The 20,026-nt window shown below is 44.7% G+C and carries 20 protein-coding genes; 16 read left to right on the forward strand and 4 right to left on the reverse strand.

Annotated elements, in window-relative coordinates:
- Positions 1–265 precede the first annotated feature (265 nt).
- Genes gyrB through dnaA form a run of 4 tightly spaced genes read right to left on the reverse strand, consistent with a single transcriptional unit; the run spans position 266 to position 6,341 of the window.
- Entirely contained in the window at positions 266–2,683 is a 2,418-nt protein-coding gene (gene gyrB, locus ACQEXP_RS15800; protein ID WP_426970895.1) for a DNA topoisomerase (ATP-hydrolyzing) subunit B, read from the reverse strand.
- A gap of 13 nt (positions 2,684–2,696) precedes the next feature.
- Complete coding sequence (recF, locus tag ACQEXP_RS15805) at positions 2,697–3,779, reverse strand: DNA replication/repair protein RecF (protein WP_269378270.1); 1,083 nt, start codon at positions 3,777–3,779, stop codon at positions 2,697–2,699.
- A gap of 1 nt (position 3,780) precedes the next feature.
- Entirely contained in the window at positions 3,781–4,881 is a 1,101-nt protein-coding gene (gene dnaN, locus ACQEXP_RS15810) for a DNA polymerase III subunit beta (protein ID WP_269378268.1), read from the reverse strand.
- Between the two features lie 53 nt (positions 4,882–4,934).
- A complete protein-coding gene (gene dnaA, locus ACQEXP_RS15815) occupies positions 4,935–6,341 on the reverse strand; it encodes a chromosomal replication initiator protein DnaA (RefSeq protein ID WP_138972859.1) in 1,407 nt (468 codons plus the stop codon).
- Between the two features lie 408 nt (positions 6,342–6,749).
- Between dnaA and ACQEXP_RS15820 the strand changes: the two genes are divergently transcribed.
- The 16 genes from ACQEXP_RS15820 (at position 6,750) to atpE (ending at position 19,978) form a co-directional block, all read left to right on the forward strand.
- Complete coding sequence (locus ACQEXP_RS15820; RefSeq protein WP_269378267.1) at positions 6,750–7,496, forward strand: amino acid ABC transporter substrate-binding protein; 747 nt, start codon at positions 6,750–6,752, stop codon at positions 7,494–7,496.
- 115 nt (positions 7,497–7,611) lie between these two features.
- Entirely contained in the window at positions 7,612–8,283 is a 672-nt protein-coding gene (locus ACQEXP_RS15825) for an amino acid ABC transporter permease (protein WP_138972861.1), read from the forward strand.
- Positions 8,280–9,017: an amino acid ABC transporter ATP-binding protein gene (locus ACQEXP_RS15830; protein ID WP_426970898.1), complete on the forward strand. Its 738-nt coding sequence runs from the start codon at positions 8,280–8,282 to the stop codon at positions 9,015–9,017. The genes ACQEXP_RS15825 and ACQEXP_RS15830 overlap by 4 nt, the downstream gene beginning before the upstream one ends.
- 230 nt (positions 9,018–9,247) lie before the next feature.
- On the forward strand, positions 9,248–9,382 hold the full coding sequence (gene rpmH, locus ACQEXP_RS15835) for a 50S ribosomal protein L34 (protein WP_005378825.1): 135 nt from the start codon (positions 9,248–9,250) through the stop codon (positions 9,380–9,382).
- 46 nt (positions 9,383–9,428) lie between these two features.
- Positions 9,429–9,752: a ribonuclease P protein component gene (gene rnpA / locus ACQEXP_RS15840; RefSeq protein ID WP_239928257.1), complete on the forward strand. Its 324-nt coding sequence runs from the start codon at positions 9,429–9,431 to the stop codon at positions 9,750–9,752.
- Positions 9,719–9,976 carry a membrane protein insertion efficiency factor YidD gene (yidD, locus tag ACQEXP_RS15845; RefSeq protein WP_138972864.1) on the forward strand — a complete coding sequence of 86 codons (258 nt, stop codon included), beginning with the start codon at positions 9,719–9,721 and terminating at the stop codon, positions 9,974–9,976. Before rnpA ends, yidD begins: the two co-directional genes overlap by 34 nt.
- A 2-nt stretch (positions 9,977–9,978) precedes the next feature.
- Entirely contained in the window at positions 9,979–11,598 is a 1,620-nt protein-coding gene (yidC, locus tag ACQEXP_RS15850; RefSeq protein WP_426970899.1) for a membrane protein insertase YidC, read from the forward strand.
- A gap of 119 nt (positions 11,599–11,717) precedes the next feature.
- Positions 11,718–13,079, forward strand: coding sequence for a tRNA uridine-5-carboxymethylaminomethyl(34) synthesis GTPase MnmE (gene mnmE, locus ACQEXP_RS15855; protein WP_269378262.1), 1,362 nt, complete (start codon positions 11,718–11,720; stop codon positions 13,077–13,079).
- A gap of 52 nt (positions 13,080–13,131) precedes the next feature.
- Complete coding sequence (gene mioC, locus ACQEXP_RS15860) at positions 13,132–13,566, forward strand: FMN-binding protein MioC (RefSeq protein ID WP_269378260.1); 435 nt, start codon at positions 13,132–13,134, stop codon at positions 13,564–13,566.
- A gap of 478 nt (positions 13,567–14,044) precedes the next feature.
- Positions 14,045–15,940 (forward strand): tRNA uridine-5-carboxymethylaminomethyl(34) synthesis enzyme MnmG, encoded by a 1,896-nt coding sequence (gene mnmG / locus ACQEXP_RS15865; protein ID WP_426970900.1) that lies wholly within the window; start codon positions 14,045–14,047, stop codon positions 15,938–15,940.
- Positions 15,940–16,572 (forward strand): 16S rRNA (guanine(527)-N(7))-methyltransferase RsmG, encoded by a 633-nt coding sequence (gene rsmG / locus ACQEXP_RS15870; RefSeq protein ID WP_426970901.1) that lies wholly within the window; start codon positions 15,940–15,942, stop codon positions 16,570–16,572. The genes mnmG and rsmG overlap by 1 nt, the downstream gene beginning before the upstream one ends.
- Positions 16,573–16,586: 14 nt before the next feature.
- Positions 16,587–17,360, forward strand: a complete 774-nt coding sequence (locus tag ACQEXP_RS15875; protein ID WP_269378256.1) for a ParA family protein — start codon at positions 16,587–16,589, stop codon at positions 17,358–17,360.
- Between the two features lie 24 nt (positions 17,361–17,384).
- Positions 17,385–18,266, forward strand: a complete 882-nt coding sequence (locus ACQEXP_RS15880; RefSeq protein ID WP_269378255.1) for a ParB/RepB/Spo0J family partition protein — start codon at positions 17,385–17,387, stop codon at positions 18,264–18,266.
- Positions 18,267–18,453: 187 nt separating this feature from the next.
- Positions 18,454–18,843 (forward strand): F0F1 ATP synthase subunit I, encoded by a 390-nt coding sequence (locus tag ACQEXP_RS15885; protein ID WP_239928256.1) that lies wholly within the window; start codon positions 18,454–18,456, stop codon positions 18,841–18,843.
- 8 nt (positions 18,844–18,851) lie between these two features.
- Positions 18,852–19,664: a F0F1 ATP synthase subunit A gene (gene atpB, locus ACQEXP_RS15890; RefSeq protein WP_006879253.1), complete on the forward strand. Its 813-nt coding sequence runs from the start codon at positions 18,852–18,854 to the stop codon at positions 19,662–19,664.
- A gap of 59 nt (positions 19,665–19,723) precedes the next feature.
- A complete protein-coding gene (gene atpE / locus ACQEXP_RS15895) occupies positions 19,724–19,978 on the forward strand; it encodes a F0F1 ATP synthase subunit C (RefSeq protein ID WP_002540812.1) in 255 nt (84 codons plus the stop codon).
- The last annotated feature ends 48 nt before the right edge of the window (positions 19,979–20,026 follow it).

Below are 20,026 nucleotides of genomic sequence, written 5' to 3' on the forward strand. Positions count from 1 at the left end.
ACAGCGAGTCCAGAGGTTCTGTTTCTTCTCTCTTGAGCAAGACAGCTTTCCTCTTCAACAATAGATATGTGGTTGGGGTAAATTAGTTTCAAGGGATTGTTTTCAAATATTTTTCAATCCAATGTTTTTCAATTACTTACAAAAACAAAAAAGCACCGTCCAATGGACAGTGCTTTAAATTAATTGAAACAAAGCTATTTAGCTTTAGTTCAAGGAAGAGCCCCCTGACACAGAAATTAAGCCAAAGAGCGAAGTATCAAAGATACTAAACGTCTAGGTTAGCTACTTTCAGTGCGTTCTCTTCGATGAAGTTACGACGCGGCTCAACTTGGTCACCCATTAGAGTTGTGAACAATTGGTCAGCACCTACGGCATCTTCAATCGTTACTTGCATCATACGGCGCGTTTCTGGATCCATTGTGGTTTCCCAAAGCTGATCTGGGTTCATCTCACCTAGACCTTTGTAACGCTGTAGGCTAAGACCACGACGAGATTCTTTAATTAACCACTCTAGAGCCTCAACAAAGCTAGCAACAGGCTGAGTACGCTCACCACGTTTGATGTAAGCGCCCTCTTCAATGAGACCGTCTAGTGCTTCAGACAGTGTCGCAAGTTTTCCGAACTCTTTAGAGTTAAGCAGATCAATACTGAGTACATGTTCGTGCGTCACACCATGAGTACGTACAATGATCTTAGGTAGGCTTAGACCAAGCTCTGCATGCTGTTCCACTTCGAAGCTGTATTGGCTAGCACCGACTTCTTTCGCGTTCAACTGCTCAACGAGAGTTTTCGTCCAAGCTTCTACAGCAGCCGAGTCATTACATTGCTCTGCCGTTAAACGTGGTACGTAGATAAGCTCATGCACCAGTGCGCGTGGGTAGCGACGGCTCATACGATCCACCAGCTTAATACCCGCATTGTACTGCTGAACTAGCTTCTCTAGCGCTTCACCAGACAATGCTGGTGCTTGTGCATTCACATGTAGAGACGCGCTATCTAGAGCCAGTGACACTTGGTACTGGTTCATCGCATCTTCGTCTTTAATGTACTGCTCTTGCTTACCTTTCTTCACTTTGTATAGCGGTGGCTGAGCAATGTACACGTAGCCACGCTCAATGAGTTCAGGCATTTGACGGTAGAAGAAGGTCAATAGAAGCGTACGAATGTGCGAACCATCGACGTCAGCATCGGTCATGATGATGATGTTGTGGTAACGCAGTTTATCTGGGTTGTACTCGTCACGACCAATACCACAACCAAGAGCGGTAATAAGCGTTGCAACTTCTTGAGAAGAAAGCATTTTGTCGAAACGTGCTTTCTCAACGTTCAGGATCTTACCTTTAAGCGGTAGGATAGCCTGGTTCTTACGGTTACGGCCTTGTTTTGCGGAGCCGCCTGCCGAGTCACCCTCCACTATGTAGAGTTCAGACAGAGCTGGATCTTTTTCCTGACAGTCTGCCAGTTTACCAGGTAGACCTGCTAGGTCTAACGCACCTTTACGACGAGTCATTTCACGAGCTTTACGCGCCGCTTCACGAGCACGGGCCGCATCGATAATTTTAGAACAAACCATCTTCGCTTCTGCTGGGTTCTCAACTAGGAACTCAGACAGTTTTTCGCCCATTGCAGACTCTACCGCAGACTTCACTTCAGAAGAGACCAGCTTGTCTTTAGTTTGGCTAGAGAATTTCGGATCTGGAACTTTAACCGAAACAACAGCGGTTAGACCTTCACGAGCATCATCTCCCGATGTCGCTGTTTTTGCCTTCTTAGAGAAGCCTTCTTTGTCCATGAAAGTGTTCAGGGTACGAGTCAATGCCGCACGGAAGCCGGCCAAGTGCGTACCACCATCACGCTGAGGAATGTTGTTAGTGAAACAGTAGATATTCTCTTGGAAGCCATCGTTCCACTGCATCGCAACTTCAACAGCAATGCCATCTTCACGTTCGAAGTCGAAGTGGAAGATCTTGTCGATGATTGGGGTTTTGTTGGTGTTAAGATGCTCAACGAATGCTTGGATACCACCTTCAAACATGAAGTGGTCACTCTTATCTTCTTCACGCTCGTCGATCAGTTTAATCGAGACACCTGAGTTTAGGAAAGACAACTCACGTAGACGCTTAGCGAGAATATCGTAGTGGAATTCCGTGTTAGTAAAAGTCTCTGCACTCGGCCAAAAACGGATCTTCGTACCCGTTTTATCTGAATCACCAATAACTGCTAGTGGCGCTTCAGGCTCACCATGACGATAGGTTTGCGTATGGATATGACCGCCACGATGAATCGTTAGCGTTACTTTTTCTGACAAGGCGTTTACTACTGAAACACCTACACCGTGTAGACCACCCGAAACTTTGTACGAGTTATCATCGAACTTACCACCAGCATGAAGTACTGTCATGATAACTTCAGCCGCAGAGACTTTCTCTTCTGGGTGCAATTCTGTCGGAATACCACGACCATCATCGCTTACAGAAACTGAGTTATCCTCATGAATTGTCACAATGATGTCTTTACAGTGACCTGCTAACGCTTCATCAATTGAGTTATCCACCACCTCGAAAACCATGTGGTGCAGACCGGTGCCATCATCCGTGTCGCCGATGTACATACCAGGACGCTTACGAACCGCATCCAGACCCTTTAGTACCTTAATACTCGATGAATCGTAATTTTCAGACATGAGTTTTCTTCCGCTATATATTTTGCTCTATTGTGCCATGTTCCACATGGAACATCCTGCCATTTTCGTCTTGCATATCTGCAATTTGACTGTCAGTAATAGAACTTACAAAAACTTGAGCCCCCGTCGCTTTCAAGCAATCCGCTAGGCGCTTACGACGTTGGCTATCTAATTCAGATGCAAAGTCATCAATTAAGTAGATACATTGCTTGCCAGTCATTTCAGTAAGATGTTGTCCCTGCGCCACACGCAATGCACAAACCATCAACTTTAACTGACCACGTGACAGCACATCCTCAACAGGTGTGCCATTCACTTTGATGCGCAAATCCGCTTTATTAGGACCACTAAATGTGTACCCTAATGCTTGATCACGCTCGAAATTTTTTTCCAGTATATCTTGGTATGGCGTCTCTTTATCCCATCCACGATAATACTTCAGTTGAATCTCAAATTCGGGTAAGAATGTCTGACAAATTTCTTCAGCCTTTACCCTCATTTGCTCGACATATGTCGCACGCCACTGGCTAATATTCTCAGCCAAACGAGCCATTTCTTGATCCCAGTAACTCAGCTCTCGATAACTGGTTGCTGTTTTTAATAACGCATTTCTTTGCTTGTTGAGACGCTTGAAACGACCCCATGCATCATAAAATGCAGACTCGGTATGAAACACACCCCAGTCAATAAATGCACGGCGATGTTTAGGACCATCGGTCAGCAAATCAAACCCTTCAGGGTGGATCAACTGCAGAGGTAATACTTGTGCCAGTTGTGCCAACTTTTGTCCAGACTGACCGCCTATTTTAACCTCTGTTGAGCCATCACGCTGCTTATTAATGCCAATTGGTAGCTCAAATTGATCCGAGTTCAAAAAACGCCCATGAACAAAGAGCTCATTACAGTCATTTTGAATCACTCTGCCTGTCAGAGAACTCTTAAAAGAGCGACCATGCCCAAGCAGGTAGATGGCCTCAAGAATGCTGGTTTTGCCACTTCCGTTGGGCCCAATAAGAAAGTTAAAGCCTGCTGATAGTTCAATATCACAGGCTTTAATGTTTCGAAATTGCTGAATAATAAGACGTGAAAGCGGCATGCTAGAGTCGAATTGGCATTACCACGTACATCGCACTGTCATCGTCGGCATTTTCAATCAACGCACTGGCGTTGGCATCCGACATTGACACTCGTACTTTCTCACAACGAAGTGTATTAAGCACATCGAGAACGTAGCTCACGTTAAAACCAATCTCGATAGGTTCACCTTCAAAGCTGACATCTAACATCTCTTCAGCTTCTTCTTGTTCTGGGTTATTTGCGGTAATACGCATTTCCGCATCAGCAAGATTCACTCTAACACCACGGAATTTTTCGTTCGATAGAATAGCGGCACGAGAGAAAGCTTGACGCAACTCATCGCAGCCTGCTTCAAGTGTTTTGGTCGTACTCTGTGGCATGACGCGTCGGTAATCAGGGAAACGACCATCAACGAGCTTCGAAGTAAATACGTAGTTATTCACCTCTGCACGAACATTAGAGCTACCGATCTGCAAAACAACAGGCTGCTCTGGTGCATCAAGTAATTTAACCAGCTCCAGTACACCTTTACGCGGAACGATAATCTGTTTTTGTGCAAAATCAGCACTTAGCTGAACTTGCGATACCGCCATACGATGGCCATCCGTCGCAACACTACGTAAGGTGGTACCATCGATTTCAAACAACATACCATTGAGGTAGTAACGCACATCTTGGTTTGCCATAGAAAACTGCGTTTTTTCCACTAAACCACGCAACTCAGCTTGCGTCAGTGATACCTCAACTTCACTTTGCCAATCTTCAATATTTGGAAAATCATTCGCAGGAAGTGTGGATAGAGAAAAACGGCTACGCCCAGAACGAACCTGAACGCGATCACCTTCCAACACAAAAGTAATCACCGAGTCATCAGGAAGACCACGGCAGATATCGAGGAACTTACGAGAAGGAACGGTAATGCTGCCTGCTTCAAATTCACCTTCCAATGTCACACGGCTAATCAGCTCAACTTCAAGATCCGTCGCCGTCATCGATAGCACGTTATCTTCTACTTTTAACAGTAGGTTGCCTAAAATTGGCAATGTTGGTCGACCACCTAACGCACCTGAGACTTGTTGAAGAGGTTTAAGCAGGTGGCTACGCTCAATGGAAAATTTCATAGGATGCTCTTATCCGAATTCGTTGGTTATTTCGTTGCTAAGGATACTGCGAATTAAGAAGAAAGGGTACGAATCAAATTCGAGTAATCTTCTTTAATATCGTGGCTCTCTTCACGCAGTTGCTCAATCTTACGACATGCATGAAGTACCGTCGTATGATCACGACCGCCAAATGCATCACCAATTTCTGGCAAACTGTGGTTAGTCAGCTCTTTCGCAAGAGCCATAGCAAGTTGGCGCGGGCGCGCAACAGAACGAGAACGGCGCTTAGATAACAGATCCGCGACTTTAATCTTGTAGTATTCAGCGACCGTTTTTTGAATATTATCAATGGTAACTAACTTCTCTTGTAACGCGAGCAAATCTCTAAGCGCTTCACGAACAAAGTCGATAGTAATTGGACGACCGGTAAAATTGGCGTTTGCAATAACGCGATTCAATGCCCCTTCAAGCTCACGAACATTAGAACGTAAACGCTTAGCGATAAAGAAGGCAACCTCGTCAGCGAGGTGAATCTGGTGATCTTCCGCTTTTTTCATCAAGATCGCGACGCGAGTTTCTAGTTCAGGTGGTTCGATCGCAACCGTTAGACCCCAACCAAAACGCGATTTAAGACGATCTTCTACACCACTGATCTCTTTCGGATAGCGGTCAGAAGTCAAAATGATCTGTTGGTTACCTTCCAGTAAGGCATTGAAGGTATGGAAAAATTCTTCTTGTGAACGCTCTTTATTGGCAAAGAACTGAATGTCATCGATAAGAAGTGCATCGACACTGCGGTAATAACGCTTGAACTCTTCAATCGCGTTATTTTGTAGTGCCTTAACCATATCTTGAACAAAACGCTCAGAGTGCATGTAAACCACTTTTGCATTGGGCTTGTTATCAACAATCGCGTTGCCTACCGCATGCAATAAGTGTGTTTTACCTAAACCTGTACCGCCATATAAAAATAGCGGATTGTACGCTGAACCAGGATTATCAGACACCTGACGCGCCGCCGCTAAACCTAACTGGTTTGATTTACCTTCAACAAAGTTGGTGAACTTATGTTTTGGGTTAACGTTTGAGCGATGGTTGATGTCAGCAATCGCTTGAGCATCATCATCCCAAGTTTTATGAACAGGTTTACGTGCTTGAAGTTGCGCAGGAGCAGAGGATTCTGCCGCCACATCCGCAGGTGTACGTTTCGGTGCAGGGGTCGGCGCAGCCACTCGACGGCTACCTACCTCAAAACGTAGGCTTGGTACGTCGTTACCACAGTATTCCTGCAACAGACGATTAATGTTGTTTAGATATTTGTCACGTACCCAGTCCAATACGAAACGGTTTGGGGCAAATAAAGTGAGCGTATTGTCATTGAGCTCCGCTTGTAACGGACGAACCCACATGCTGAATTCAGTTGCTGGTAGCTCTTCTTGAAGCTGTTGCAAACATTGCAACCAAAGCGAAGATGACACGGTGCCCCCACTCGAAGTAATTGATCTGAAAAGATTGGCAATTTTACCTGTTGATAACCAAGATCGCCAGCAAATGATCGACGATCCAGTGAATAAGATCCAAGTTATTCACAATATTTTCGACATTATTCGATGGATCCTCACAACCTGCCCCATTTTTACTCACACATTGATCCACATATCTCCAATATTGGCTTGATCTTTGGGTTGGTGATAAGTCTGTGAATTAAGGAATTTCTTTGCGCTTGATTTCAGGCTGATTTGTGTCTTTATTCACCAATAATTTCCACCACTGATGGAAAAATAGACAGCTTATTACTCTAGTTTCTAGTTTATTTCTCTTGGTTATTTATCTAATCAACTAAACTGACAGTAGTATTTATCCCCATAATCATGTGGAGTTGTAAAATGAAAAACTGGATTAAGGCTGCCGTTGCAGCTATCGCGCTTTCTGCGGCTACTGTACAAGCTGCTACTGATGTAAAAGTTGGCATGTCGGGTCGTTACTTCCCGTTTACCTTTGTTCAGCAAGATAAGTTACAAGGCTTTGAAGTCGATCTATGGGATGAAATCGGCAAACGCAACGACTACAACGTAGAATATGTGACAGCTAACTTTTCTGGTCTATTTGGTCTTCTAGAAACAGGTCGCATTGATACTATCTCTAACCAAATCACTATGACTGATGCACGTAAAGCAAAATACCTTTTTGCTGACCCATACGTGGTAGACGGTGCTCAAATCACCATTCGCAAAGGTAACGATAGCATTAAGGGCATCGAAGACCTTGCGGGTAAAACAGTAGCAGTAAACCTTGGTTCAAACTTTGAGCAATTGCTGCGTGCTTACGATAAAGATGGCAAGATCAACATCAAAACTTACGATACAGGTATCGAACACGATGTTGCTTTAGGTCGCGCTGATGCGTTTATCATGGATCGCCTATCAGCACTTGAACTGATCAAGAAAACAGGCCTGCCGCTAGAACTTGCTGGCCAACCATTCGAAACCATTCAAAACGCTTGGCCATTCGTTGATAACGAAAAGGGTGAAAAGCTTCAAGCTGAAGTAAACCAAGCGCTTGCAGCAATGCGTGCTGACGGTACTCTAGAGAAAATCTCTCAAAAATGGTTCGGCGCTGACATTACTCAGTAAGCCTGTATACTCTCTATCTCATCTGAGATAGGACACCTTAACCCACTGCCTCCCTTCATTTGCAGTGGGTTTTGCTTTTCTAATGCCGTCATTTATTTAATCAATGGGACACGTTATGGGATTCGATTTTAATTACATGCTGGATCTAATGCCGATACTGCTTAAGTATTTGGGCACAACCATGGAAATGGCGACATGGGGACTGGTATTTTCACTGTTCCTTGCCGTGATTCTGGCCAATATTCGCGTGTTTCGCATCCCGGTTCTCGATCAGCTGAGCCAGCTTTATATTAGCTTCTTCCGCGGTACGCCTTTATTGGTGCAGCTGTTTTTGCTCTACTACGGACTGCCTCAAGTCTTCCCATGGTTAGTGGGGTTAGATGCATTTAGTGCAGCGGTCATTGGCTTAACTTTACACTTCGCTGCATATATGGCCGAAAGCATTCGAGCAGCCATCATTGGTATTGATCGCAGTCAGATGGAAGCTAGCTTGTCAGTCGGCATGACGACGACTCAAGCAATGCGTCGTATCATCCTACCGCAAGCCACACGCGTAGCGCTGCCATCACTGATGAACTACTTCATCGATATGATTAAATCAACCTCGCTTGCTTTTACCTTAGGTGTGGCTGAAATCATGGCTAAAGCGCAAATGGAAGCCTCATCGAGTTTCCGATTTTTTGAAGCCTTCTTGGCGGTAGCGCTAATCTACTGGGGTGTAGTGGTTATCCTGACTCGCATTCAAATCTGGGCTGAAGCTAAATTGAATAAGGCATACGTAAGATGATCAAATTAGAGAACATCCATAAAAGCTTTGGTGATACACAAGTATTAAAAGGCATTGATATTGAGATCAACCAGGGTGAGATCATTGTCATTATCGGCTCGAGTGGCACAGGAAAATCGACTCTTTTGCGCACTGTAAACTTTTTAGAGAATGCGGACAAAGGCATCATTACCATCGATGACGTCAGCGTCAACGCTGAAAAACACTCTAAATCAGAAGTATTGGCTCTACGACGTAAAACTGGCTTCGTATTCCAAAACTATGCCCTATTCGCGCATATGACAGCGAGACAGAACATTGCTGAAGGCTTAGTGACCGTGCGCGGTTGGAAGAAGAGTGATGCATTACAGCGCGCTCAGCAGATTCTCGATGACATCGGCCTAGGCGATAAAGGCGATAGTTATCCAGCGGCGCTTTCAGGGGGCCAACAACAGCGTGTGGGTATTGGTCGAGCTATGGCACTTCAACCAGAGTTGCTGCTATTTGATGAACCAACATCAGCACTTGATCCCGAATGGGTTGGCGAAGTTCTTAATTTAATGAAGGACTTAGCAACAAAACATCAGACAATGCTGGTGGTTACACACGAAATGCAATTTGCTAGAGAGGTCGCTGATAGAGTGATCTTTATGGCGGAAGGAACAATTGTTGAGCAAGGTTCTCCACAGGATATTTTCACTAATCCACAAGATCCTCGTTTGCAAAAGTTCCTACGACAGGTAGGCGCTGAGTAAAGATCATCAACAAGGATCGATCGATCCTTGAGATTTTGCTCACACTACGTATAATCGCTCGGCCGGAATTTAGCACTCGCACAGAGATTGACACTTTGTGTGACTGTGATTACAATTCCGCCTCTTTGTTGAGAGGCGTCGGTTAGTCCTCTTTATATATAAAGAAGACGTTAAGCGCCCACGCCGGGTTAACATTGACCTAAAACTACTGATCAGTAAAGGTAATTATCATGAAACGCACTTTTCAACCTACAGTTCTAAAGCGCAAGCGTACTCACGGTTTCCGTGCTCGCATGGCAACTAAGAACGGTCGTAAAGTAATTAATGCACGTCGTGCTAAAGGCCGTGCGCGCCTATCAAAATAATCATTAGTTTATTTTGAATACGTACACGTTCAATCGGGAGTTACGTTTGTTAACTCCCGAGCATTATCAAAATGTCTTTCAGCAAGCTCATCGAGCTGGCTCACCTCATTTCACCATCATTGCTCGTAAAAATAGCCTATCTCATCCTCGACTAGGTTTAGCCGTTCCCAAGAAACAGATCAAAACCGCAGTAGGTCGTAACCGTTTTAAGCGCCTTGCTCGTGAAAGCTTTCGTAACAATCAACATCAACTTGCTAACAAAGATTTTGTTGTTATTGCCAAGAAAAGCGCGCAAGATTTGAGCAATGAAGAAATATTCAAACTATTTGATAAGTTATGGCAGCGTCTGTCTCGCCCTTCACGTGGTTAGCGATCGGATTTGTCCGTCTCTATCAAGGCCTAATTAGTCCGCTTATTGGACCGCGTTGTCGTTTTACTCCAACCTGTTCTACTTATGCCATTGAAGCGTTGAAAGCTCACGGTTTTGTAAAAGGGTGTTGGTTATCAAGCAAACGTCTATTAAAATGCCATCCTTTGAATGAAGGGGGGTATGACCCCGTTCCACCAGTCCAAAAACAAGACAGAGATAAATAACGATGGATTCTCAACGTAATATCCTGTTAATCGCGCTAGCACTGGTTTCTTTCTTATTGTTCCAGCAATGGCAAGTTGCAAAGAATCCAACGCCTCAGCCGGTTGAGCAGGCTCAATCAAGCAGTACTCTACCTGCACCATCTTTTGCGGACGAGCTAGATCCAGCTCCAGCGCAGCAAGCTTCTGCTAAAACGATTACCGTGACAACTGATGTATTGACTCTGTCGATTGATACGGTTGGTGGTGATGTTATTCAGGCAGACCTTAACCAATACTCAAACGAGTTGGATTCAGCGGATCCATTCGTACTGCTTAAAAACGAGCCAGGACACCAGTTCATTGCTCAGAGTGGTCTAGTTGGTCCTCAAGGTATCGACCTTAGCAGCACTAACCGCCCTCTATATGCAGTAAACGGTGATAGCTTCACTCTAACTGATGGCCAGGACGAACTACGCGTTCCTATGACATTTACGGCCAATGGCCTTGAGTACACGAAGACATTCATTGTTAAACGTGGCAGCTACGCAGTTGACGTTGAATACGATATCGTAAACAAGTCAGGTACTAATGCGACATTCGGTATGTACGCTCACCTACGTCAAAATCTACTTGACGCTGGTGGTAGCATCACAATGCCAACATACCGTGGTGGTGCGTACTCAACAGAAGATACTCGTTACAAGAAGTACAGCTTCGAAGACATGCAAGATCGCAACCTGTCTCTCAACCTAATTGACGGCCAAGGTTGGGCAGCCATGATTCAGCACTACTTTGCCTCAGCATGGATCCCTCGCAACGAACCAGGCACAAACCTTTACACTCGTGTTATTGGTAACCTTGGCGATATCGGTGTGCGTATGCCGAACAAAACGATTGCTGATGGTGACAGTGCCAAACTTCAAGCAACACTTTGGGTTGGTCCAAAACTACAAGATCAGATGGCTCAAGTTGCACCAAATCTAGATCTAGTTGTGGATTACGGCTGGCTATGGTTCATCGCTAAACCACTTCACTCACTGCTTTCTTTCATTCAAAGCTTTGTGGGCAACTGGGGTGTGGCAATCATCTGTCTAACCTTCATTGTTCGTGGCGCTATGTACCCGCTAACAAAAGCGCAATACACCTCTATGGCGAAAATGCGTATGCTTCAACCTAAGTTGCAAGCAATGCGTGAACGCATCGGTGATGACCGTCAGCGTATGAGCCAAGAGATGATGGAACTGTATAAGAAAGAGAAAGTGAACCCACTAGGTGGCTGTTTACCTCTTATTCTACAAATGCCAATCTTCATTGCACTGTACTGGGCGCTAATGGAATCTGTAGAGCTACGTCATTCACCATTCTTTGGTTGGATCACAGACCTTTCAGCACAAGACCCGTACTACATCTTGCCACTGCTGATGGGTGCATCTATGTTCATGATTCAGAAGATGAGCCCAACAACAGTAACGGATCCGATGCAACAGAAGATCATGACCTTCATGCCGGTTATGTTTACCTTCTTCTTCCTGTTCTTCCCATCAGGTCTGGTTCTTTACTGGCTAGTATCGAACGTAGTAACGCTAATTCAACAGTCGCTAATTTACAAAGCGCTGGAGAAAAAAGGCTTACACTCTAAGTAACCTTTAAGCGGAATTAACTGTGAAAGGCGACCTAAAGGTCGCCTTTTTTATTTGAGCTGATTACAATTCAGCTAAACATGATTTGCCACTATCGGCATACAAATAAGACAGGCACATTTATGACAACTGATACCATTGTTGCTCAAGCAACCGCCCCTGGTCGTGGTGGCGTCGGCATTATTCGAGTATCCGGCCCATTGGCATCAAAGGTTGCGCTGGAAATTACCGGCAAAGAACTTCGTCCTAGATACGCTGAATATCTGCCATTCACAGCCGAAGATGGTAGCCAGCTTGATCAAGGTATTGCGCTGTTTTTCCCAAATCCCCATTCGTTTACCGGAGAAGATGTATTAGAACTTCAGGGACATGGTGGGCCAGTAGTTATGGATATGCTGATCAAACGTATCCTCAAAATATCAGGGATACGAACAGCACGTCCTGGTGAGTTCTCTGAACGCGCCTTTCTCAACGATAAGCTAGACCTAGCTCAAGCAGAAGCTATCGCTGACCTTATTGATGCAAGTTCAGAAGAAGCCGCAAAATCCGCGTTACAGTCGCTTCAAGGCGCATTCTCGTCACGAATCAACACATTAGTCGAATCTTTGATTCATTTGCGTATCTATGTTGAGGCTGCAATTGACTTCCCTGAAGAAGAGATCGACTTCTTAGCTGATGGCAAAGTTGCTGCCGACTTGCAAACGATCATCGACAATCTTGCTGCGGTCCGTAAGGAAGCCAATCAAGGTGCAATCATGCGCGAAGGGATGAAAGTTGTCATTGCAGGCCGACCAAACGCGGGAAAATCAAGCTTACTCAATGCACTCTCAGGTAAAGAATCCGCCATCGTAACAGACATTGCCGGTACGACACGTGACGTGCTTCGGGAGCATATTCATATCGATGGTATGCCTCTTCATATCATCGATACAGCAGGCCTACGTGACGCATCTGATGAAGTAGAGAAAATCGGTATTGAACGAGCATGGGAAGAGATTAGTCAAGCTGATCGCGTACTGTTTATGGTTGATGGTACGACAACCGATGCCACCGATCCGATCGAAATCTGGCCAGATTTTGTCGATCGTTTACCAAGCAATATTGGTATGACGGTGATCCGCAATAAAGCCGATCAAACGGGTGAGGAACTGGGTATATGTCATGTCAATGATCCTACTCTTATTCGTCTATCAGCCAAAACAGGAGCGGGTGTTGAATCTCTGCGCACACACCTCAAAGAGTGTATGGGCTTTGCTGGTGGGCATGAAGGAGGCTTTATGGCTCGACGTCGCCACCTAGAAGCACTAGATAGAGCCGCTGAGCACTTGGACATAGGCCAGCAGCAACTAGAAGGTTACATGGCCGGAGAAATCTTAGCTGAAGAGCTACGCATCACCCAGCAGCATCTCAGTGAGATTACTGGCGAGTTTAGTTCTGATGACCTACTCGGTCGTATTTTCTCTTCTTTCTGTATCGGTAAATAACATCAAGCGCGGCTCCACCAGCCGCGTTTTTCGTCATTAAAAAGGAACATTCATGATCCATATTATTACAGGTAGCACGCTAGGTGGCGCAGAGTACGTAGGTGATCACCTCAGTGATATCTTAGTTGAGAATGGCTTCGAAACTCAGATCCATAACCAACCTCAGCTATCTGAGATAGAGAATCAAGGCACTTGGCTGATTATCACGTCGACTCATGGTGCGGGTGAATATCCAGATAATATCCGTCCATTTATTCAAGCGCTACAAGATACCCCACCTAAAATGAGTGAAGTGAAGTTTGCGACAATCGCAATTGGGGACTCAAGTTATGACACCTTCTGTGCCGCAGGTTTGCATGCCCATCAACTTCTTGAAGACATAGGCGCAACAGCTATTACTGATTGTTTAACCATTGATGTGCTCAGTCATGATGTGCCTGAAGATGCAGCAGAAGAATGGCTGAATGAACTAATTCCACAACTCTAATCGCTAACAAAGTGGCCATTCTCAGGGCCACTTTTCCTATCTACTACTGCTTTGTGAATAACTTTTCTTACTTCCCTGTGTACTGTTTGCTCATATTTTAGCCACTCAGGCTGTGGATAAAGTTAGATCTATCCGGTGATTAACCTATAGTTATCCCAATAACAACTCTGATCCTTTTTTACCCCTGTGAATAACCATCATTTTTGATCCCAACTAATCCTCGATCTGATCAAGGTAAGATCACATGATATGATCCAAAGAAGATCCATGATCTTGTTGATCATTTTTGAGTTATCCACAGAAGAGGGCGATCTTAATAATAGATCTAATAAAAGATCATATATATAGATCTTATATATATAAGTGATTTGCTCCTTTATATGAAAAGAGTCAAAAGCATTTTCTCTCTCGTTGAAAGAAGGTAGAATAGCGCTCTTTTTCTCTATCCAACTCTCTATTGAATATCTGAGGTCGGTTCATGCTTTATCACGAAAAATTTGACGTCATTGTTGTGGGTGGCGGTCACGCAGGAACGGAAGCCGCACTCGCATCTGCTCGTACTGGGCAAAAGACGCTTTTACTCACGCACAACATCGATACACTTGGCCAAATGTCATGTAACCCAGCTATTGGTGGCATCGGTAAAGGCCACTTGGTGAAAGAGGTTGATGCTATGGGTGGCCTAATGGCCGAAGCGATCGATCATGCGGGTATTCAATTTAGAACACTTAACGCATCTAAAGGTCCTGCGGTACGTGCAACTCGCGCTCAAGCAGACCGCGCGTTATACAAAGCGTATGTCCGTCGCACACTCGAAAATGCGCCAAATCTGACGTTGTTCCAACAGTCGGTTGATGATCTGATCGTAGAGCAGGATCAAGTGGTCGGTGTCGTGACGCAAATGGGTCTTCGCTTTCAAGCCAAGGCGGTTGTACTGACAGTAGGAACATTCCTCGGTGGTAAGATCCACATCGGTATGGAAAGTTCGTCAGGTGGTCGTGCGGGAGATCCACCATCGATCGCCCTTGCTGATCGTCTTCGTGAAATGCCATTCCGAGTAGATCGACTAAAAACGGGTACACCTCCACGTATTGATGCCCGTAGTGTCGATTTTTCAGAGTTAGAAGTTCAGCATGGTGATAACCCTGCGCCTGTTTTTTCATTCATGGGAAATCGCTCGCAGCATCCACGTCAGATCCCATGTTACATCACGCATACTAACGAACAGACTCACGACGTTATTCGTAATAACCTAGATCGCAGCCCAATGTACGCTGGTGTTATTGAAGGTATTGGACCTCGTTACTGCCCTTCAATTGAAGACAAAGTGATGCGTTTTGCGGATAAGAACAGTCACCAAATCTTTATCGAGCCTGAAGGTCTTGATACCCATGAGTTGTATCCAAATGGTATTTCGACAAGTTTGCCATTTGATGTTCAGGTACAAATTGTTCGTTCAATGAAAGGTTTTGAAAACGCTCATATCGTTCGCCCAGGCTACGCTATTGAGTACGATTTCTTTGACCCTCGTGATTTGAAACAAACGTATGAAACTAAGTTTATCAATGGTTTGTTCTTTGCTGGCCAAATCAACGGCACGACCGGTTACGAAGAGGCCGCTGCACAAGGTTTGATGGCAGGTCTTAACGCAAGTTTGTACAGCCAAGACAAAGACGGTTGGAGCCCTCGTCGTGATCAGGCATACATGGGCGTGCTTATTGACGACCTATCGACGATGGGAACGAAAGAACCTTACCGTATGTTCACTTCTCGTGCGGAATATCGTCTGCTATTGCGTGAAGATAACGCTGATTTGCGTTTGACTGCGCAAGCTCGAGATTTAGGTTTAATTGATGATGTTCGCTGGGCTCGCTTCAACCAAAAAATCGACAATATGGAGACAGAACGTCAGCGTCTAAAAGAGATTTGGATGAATCCTAAATCTACAGGTGTTGATGCGCTTAATGATCTTTTGAAAACACCAATGGCTCGTGAAGCGAGTGGTGAAGATCTTCTTCGTCGTCCAGAGATCAGTTATTCGCAACTGACAGAATTGGAAGCGTTCGCTCCTGCTCTTGAAGATCAACAAGCCGCTGAGCAAGTGGAAATTCAAGTGAAGTACGAAGGCTACATCAAACGTCAGCAAGAAGAGATAGAGAAATCTCTTCGTCATGAGCACACTAAGCTTCCTGTTGAGCTTGATTACCGTTCTGTAAAAGGTTTATCTAATGAAGTTGTTGCTAAATTAAGCGAAGCCAAACCAGAAACGTTGGGCATTGCCTCTCGTATTTCTGGCATCACGCCTGCGGCAATTTCAATTTTGCTGGTTCATTTGAAAAAGCATGGCATGCTGAAAAAAGGTGAGGAAGAGTAATGTCTCAATTACGCACTCAACTCGATTCGCTAATAGCTCAAACGACTCTTGACGTTTCAGAGCAGCAACGTGATCAACTCGTCGGCTACGTCGAAATGCTCAACAAGTGGAACAAAGCTTACAACCTAACGTCTGTTCGAGATCCACAAGAGATGCTTATTAAGCATATTATGGACAGTATTGTTGTTAGTACTCACTTGCAAGGTGATTCCTTTATTGACGTAGGTACCGGCCCTGGTTTGCCTGGTATTCCTTTGTCGATAATGAACCCAGACAAACAATTCGTGCTACTTGATAGCCTTGGTAAGCGCATTCGCTTTATCAAGCAGGTTCTGCATGAACTTAAAATTGAAAATGTGACTCCGGTTCAAAGTCGAGTTGAAGAGTATCAACCTGAAGAGCGGTTTGATGCTGTACTGAGCCGAGCATTTGCATCGATGACTGATATGGTTGAGTGGTGTCATCATTTGCCAAAAACGGATGGCGGGTGTTTCCTGGCTCTGAAAGGACAATTACCACAGAGTGAGATTGAGCAGCTACCTGAGTGGTGTTCTGTGACCGACATCAAAGCTTTGAGCGTTCCTCAATTGGAAGGTGAGCGTCATCTAGTAATCTTATCGCGCAAGGAATAAAAGCGAGGTTCATTGTGGGAAAAATTGTAGCAATCGCCAACCAGAAAGGCGGGGTTGGTAAGACAACAACATGTATCAACCTAGCCGCATCGATGGCCGCGACTAAACGTAAGGTCTTGGTGATTGATCTCGACCCGCAAGGCAATGCCACGATGGCGAGTGGTGTCGACAAGTATCAAGTCGATGCCACTGCGTACGAACTCTTAGTTGAAGAAGTTCCGTTTGAAGAAGTTGTATGCCGTAAAACCTCAGGCAACTATGACTTAATTGCCGCGAATGGCGATGTGACGGCCGCTGAAATCAAACTGATGGAAGTCTTTGCTCGTGAAGTTCGTTTAAAGCATGCGTTGGCATCAGTTCGCGATAACTATGATTTCATCTTTATCGATTGTCCTCCTTCTCTAAACCTTCTTACAATCAACGCTATGGCCGCAGCTGATTCGGTTTTGGTTCCAATGCAGTGTGAGTATTTTGCACTAGAAGGTTTAACCGCGTTAATGGATACGATTAGCAAGTTGGCAGCTGTTGTTAACGAGAATCTAAAAATTGAAGGGTTGTTGCGCACTATGTATGACCCTCGCAACAGGCTATCAAACGAAGTATCTGATCAACTTAAAAAGCACTTTGGCAACAAGGTGTACCGCACTGTTATTCCTCGCAATGTTCGCTTAGCAGAAGCGCCAAGTCATGGTAAGCCTGCTATGTATTACGACAAATACTCTGCGGGCGCAAAAGCTTACCTAGCCTTGGCGGGAGAAATGCTTCGCCGCGAAGAAGTCCCTGCATAACGACAACCAAAGGAATTCCGTCTCATGTCTAAACGTGGTTTAGGTAAAGGGCTTGATGCCCTGCTTTCTACCAGCTCACTAGCGCGTGAAAAGCAACAGAGTGCCCTGCACAGCCAAGAGCTTTCATCGGATGGCAATCTGACTGATTTGAATATTAACTCCCTGAAACCTGGAGTTTATCAACCACGTAAAGAGATGGAGCCAGAAGCTCTGGAAGAACTCGCTGCTTCAATCGAGTCTCAAGGAATTATTCAGCCTATCGTTGTGCGTCAGGTTCAAGGCGATAAGTTCGAGATTATTGCTGGTGAGCGTCGTTGGCGAGCTGCCCGTAAAGCCGGTTTAAAACAAGTGCCGTGTGTGGTGAAAAATGTCGACGATCGCGCAGCAATCGCAATGGCTTTGATCGAAAATATTCAGCGCGAAGATCTGAATGTTATCGAAGAAGCGATGGCACTCGATCGACTTCAGGAAGAGTTTAATCTTACTCACCAGCAAGTTGCCGACGTTATTGGCAAATCTCGTGCTGCGGTGAGTAACTTATTACGTCTAAATCAGCTCGAAAATGACGTAAAGAGTTTGGTTTCGAACCATCAACTGGATATGGGGCATGCTAGAGCCTTGTTGGCGCTAGAAGGTGAGCAACAAGTAGAGATTGCTCAACTGGTCGCAAAGAAGAAAATGACGGTTCGCCAGACAGAGCAATTAGTTAAAAAGTGCTTACAGCCAGAGCCTGAAGCGAAAAATGAGCCGCAAGACTCTGAAGCACAACAAATGTCACAAAAATTGAGTGAAATGCTTGGTGGTAAAGTGGCAATTGTGAGAGGCAGTAACGGCAAGTCGAAAGTAACGATTAGTCTTGATGAACCTCACAAATTAGAGCAACTAATTGCCAAGCTCGAAAGCTAAATGAGATAATTGATCTCAGTCAATATATGTAAAAAACGAATTTTTGTGCGAAAGTTGTCGGTTTGTAAACAAAATTGTAACTTTTTGCGGTGTTTTAATTGCAATCAGTTTGGCTCACCGTATAATTTTCGCCAATTTCCCAGCCCTGAGGTAGTTAAGCTGTGGATTTTACTAGAGGTACGAATACATGGTAGCTGCGTTAGCTAGACCAGGACGAGAGCTTGCAAAGCAATTGTTAATGATCCAGCTTAGCGCGGTTACACTATTGGCAGCAGGAATGGCGGTTGCTGTGAATGCTGAATGGGGACTTTCAGCGCTGATTGGTGGTGGCATATTTGTTATTGCTAATGCGGTATTTGCGCTGTGTGCTTTTATGTTTAGCGGAGCTCGCGCTGCAAAGCGTATCGCGGCCTCTTTCTACACAGGCGAAGTACTTAAAATCCTCATTACGGTAGTTCTTTTTACCGTTGCCTACATGTATATGCAGGTGGAACTTGTTCCCCTAAAGCTAACCTATTTGCTGGCTCTAGGTATTAATATCTGTGCGCCAGTGCTATTCATTAACAACAAAAAATAGGATGAGTTATGGCTGCGCCAGGTGAAGCGCTAACGTCATCCGGATACATTGCCCACCACTTATCAAATCTTTCTTTAGCTAAGTTAGGATTGGTAGCGGATGAAGCAAGTTTCTGGAACGTACATATCGATAGCCTGTTTTTTTCTTGGTTTACTGGTTTAATTTTCTTAGGAATTTTTTACAAAGTAGCGAAGAGAACTACAGCGGGTGTACCGGGTAAGCTTCAGTGTTTTGTTGAAATGATCGTTGAATTTGTCGCGGAAAACGTCAAAGACACGTTCCATGGACGCAACCCACTGATCGCGCCTTTAGCACTGACTATCTTTTGTTGGGTATTTTTGATGAACGTGATGGACTTAGTTCCGATCGACTTCTTACCTTACCCAGCAGAGCATTGGCTTGGTATTCCTTACCTTAAGGTTGTACCGTCAGCTGATGTTAATATCACCATGGCTATGGCTCTAGGCGTTTTTGCTCTGATGATTTACTACAGCATCAAAGTGAAAGGTCTAGGTGGATTCGCAAAAGAACTTGCTTTACATCCATTTAATCACCCAGTGATGATTCCGTTTAACCTACTAATTGAAGTTGTATCGCTACTAGCGAAACCTCTATCACTTGGTATGCGTCTATTCGGTAACATGTTCGCAGGTGAGGTTGTATTCATTCTTTGTGCGGCAATGCTACCATGGTACTTACAATGGATGGGTTCACTACCGTGGGCAATCTTCCATATCTTGGTTATTACGATTCAGGCTTTCGTGTTCATGATGTTGACAATTGTTTACCTGTCAATGGCACACGAAGACAGTGATCATTAATTTTATTTTAAAAGCTTTTTATTTGGGCACTAGCCAACAACTATAAATTGGAGATAGTAATGGAAACTTTACTGAGCTTTTCTGCAATCGCCGTAGGTATTATCGTCGGTCTTGCTTCTCTTGGTACAGCGATTGGTTTCGCACTTCTAGGTGGTAAATTCCTTGAAGGTGCTGCACGTCAACCAGAAATGGCTCCTATGCTACAAGTTAAGATGTTCATCATCGCTGGTCTACTTGATGCGGTTCCTATGATCGGTATCGTAATCGCACTTCTATTCACTTTCGCGAACCCATTCGTTGGTCAACTAGGTTAATCACTTTTAACTGTGGGCAAACTTCGGTTTGTCGTTGATTAACACTAA

This window comes from Vibrio sp. TRT 1302, from assembly GCF_050113875.1.
GTDB lineage: Bacteria > Pseudomonadota > Gammaproteobacteria > Enterobacterales > Vibrionaceae > Vibrio.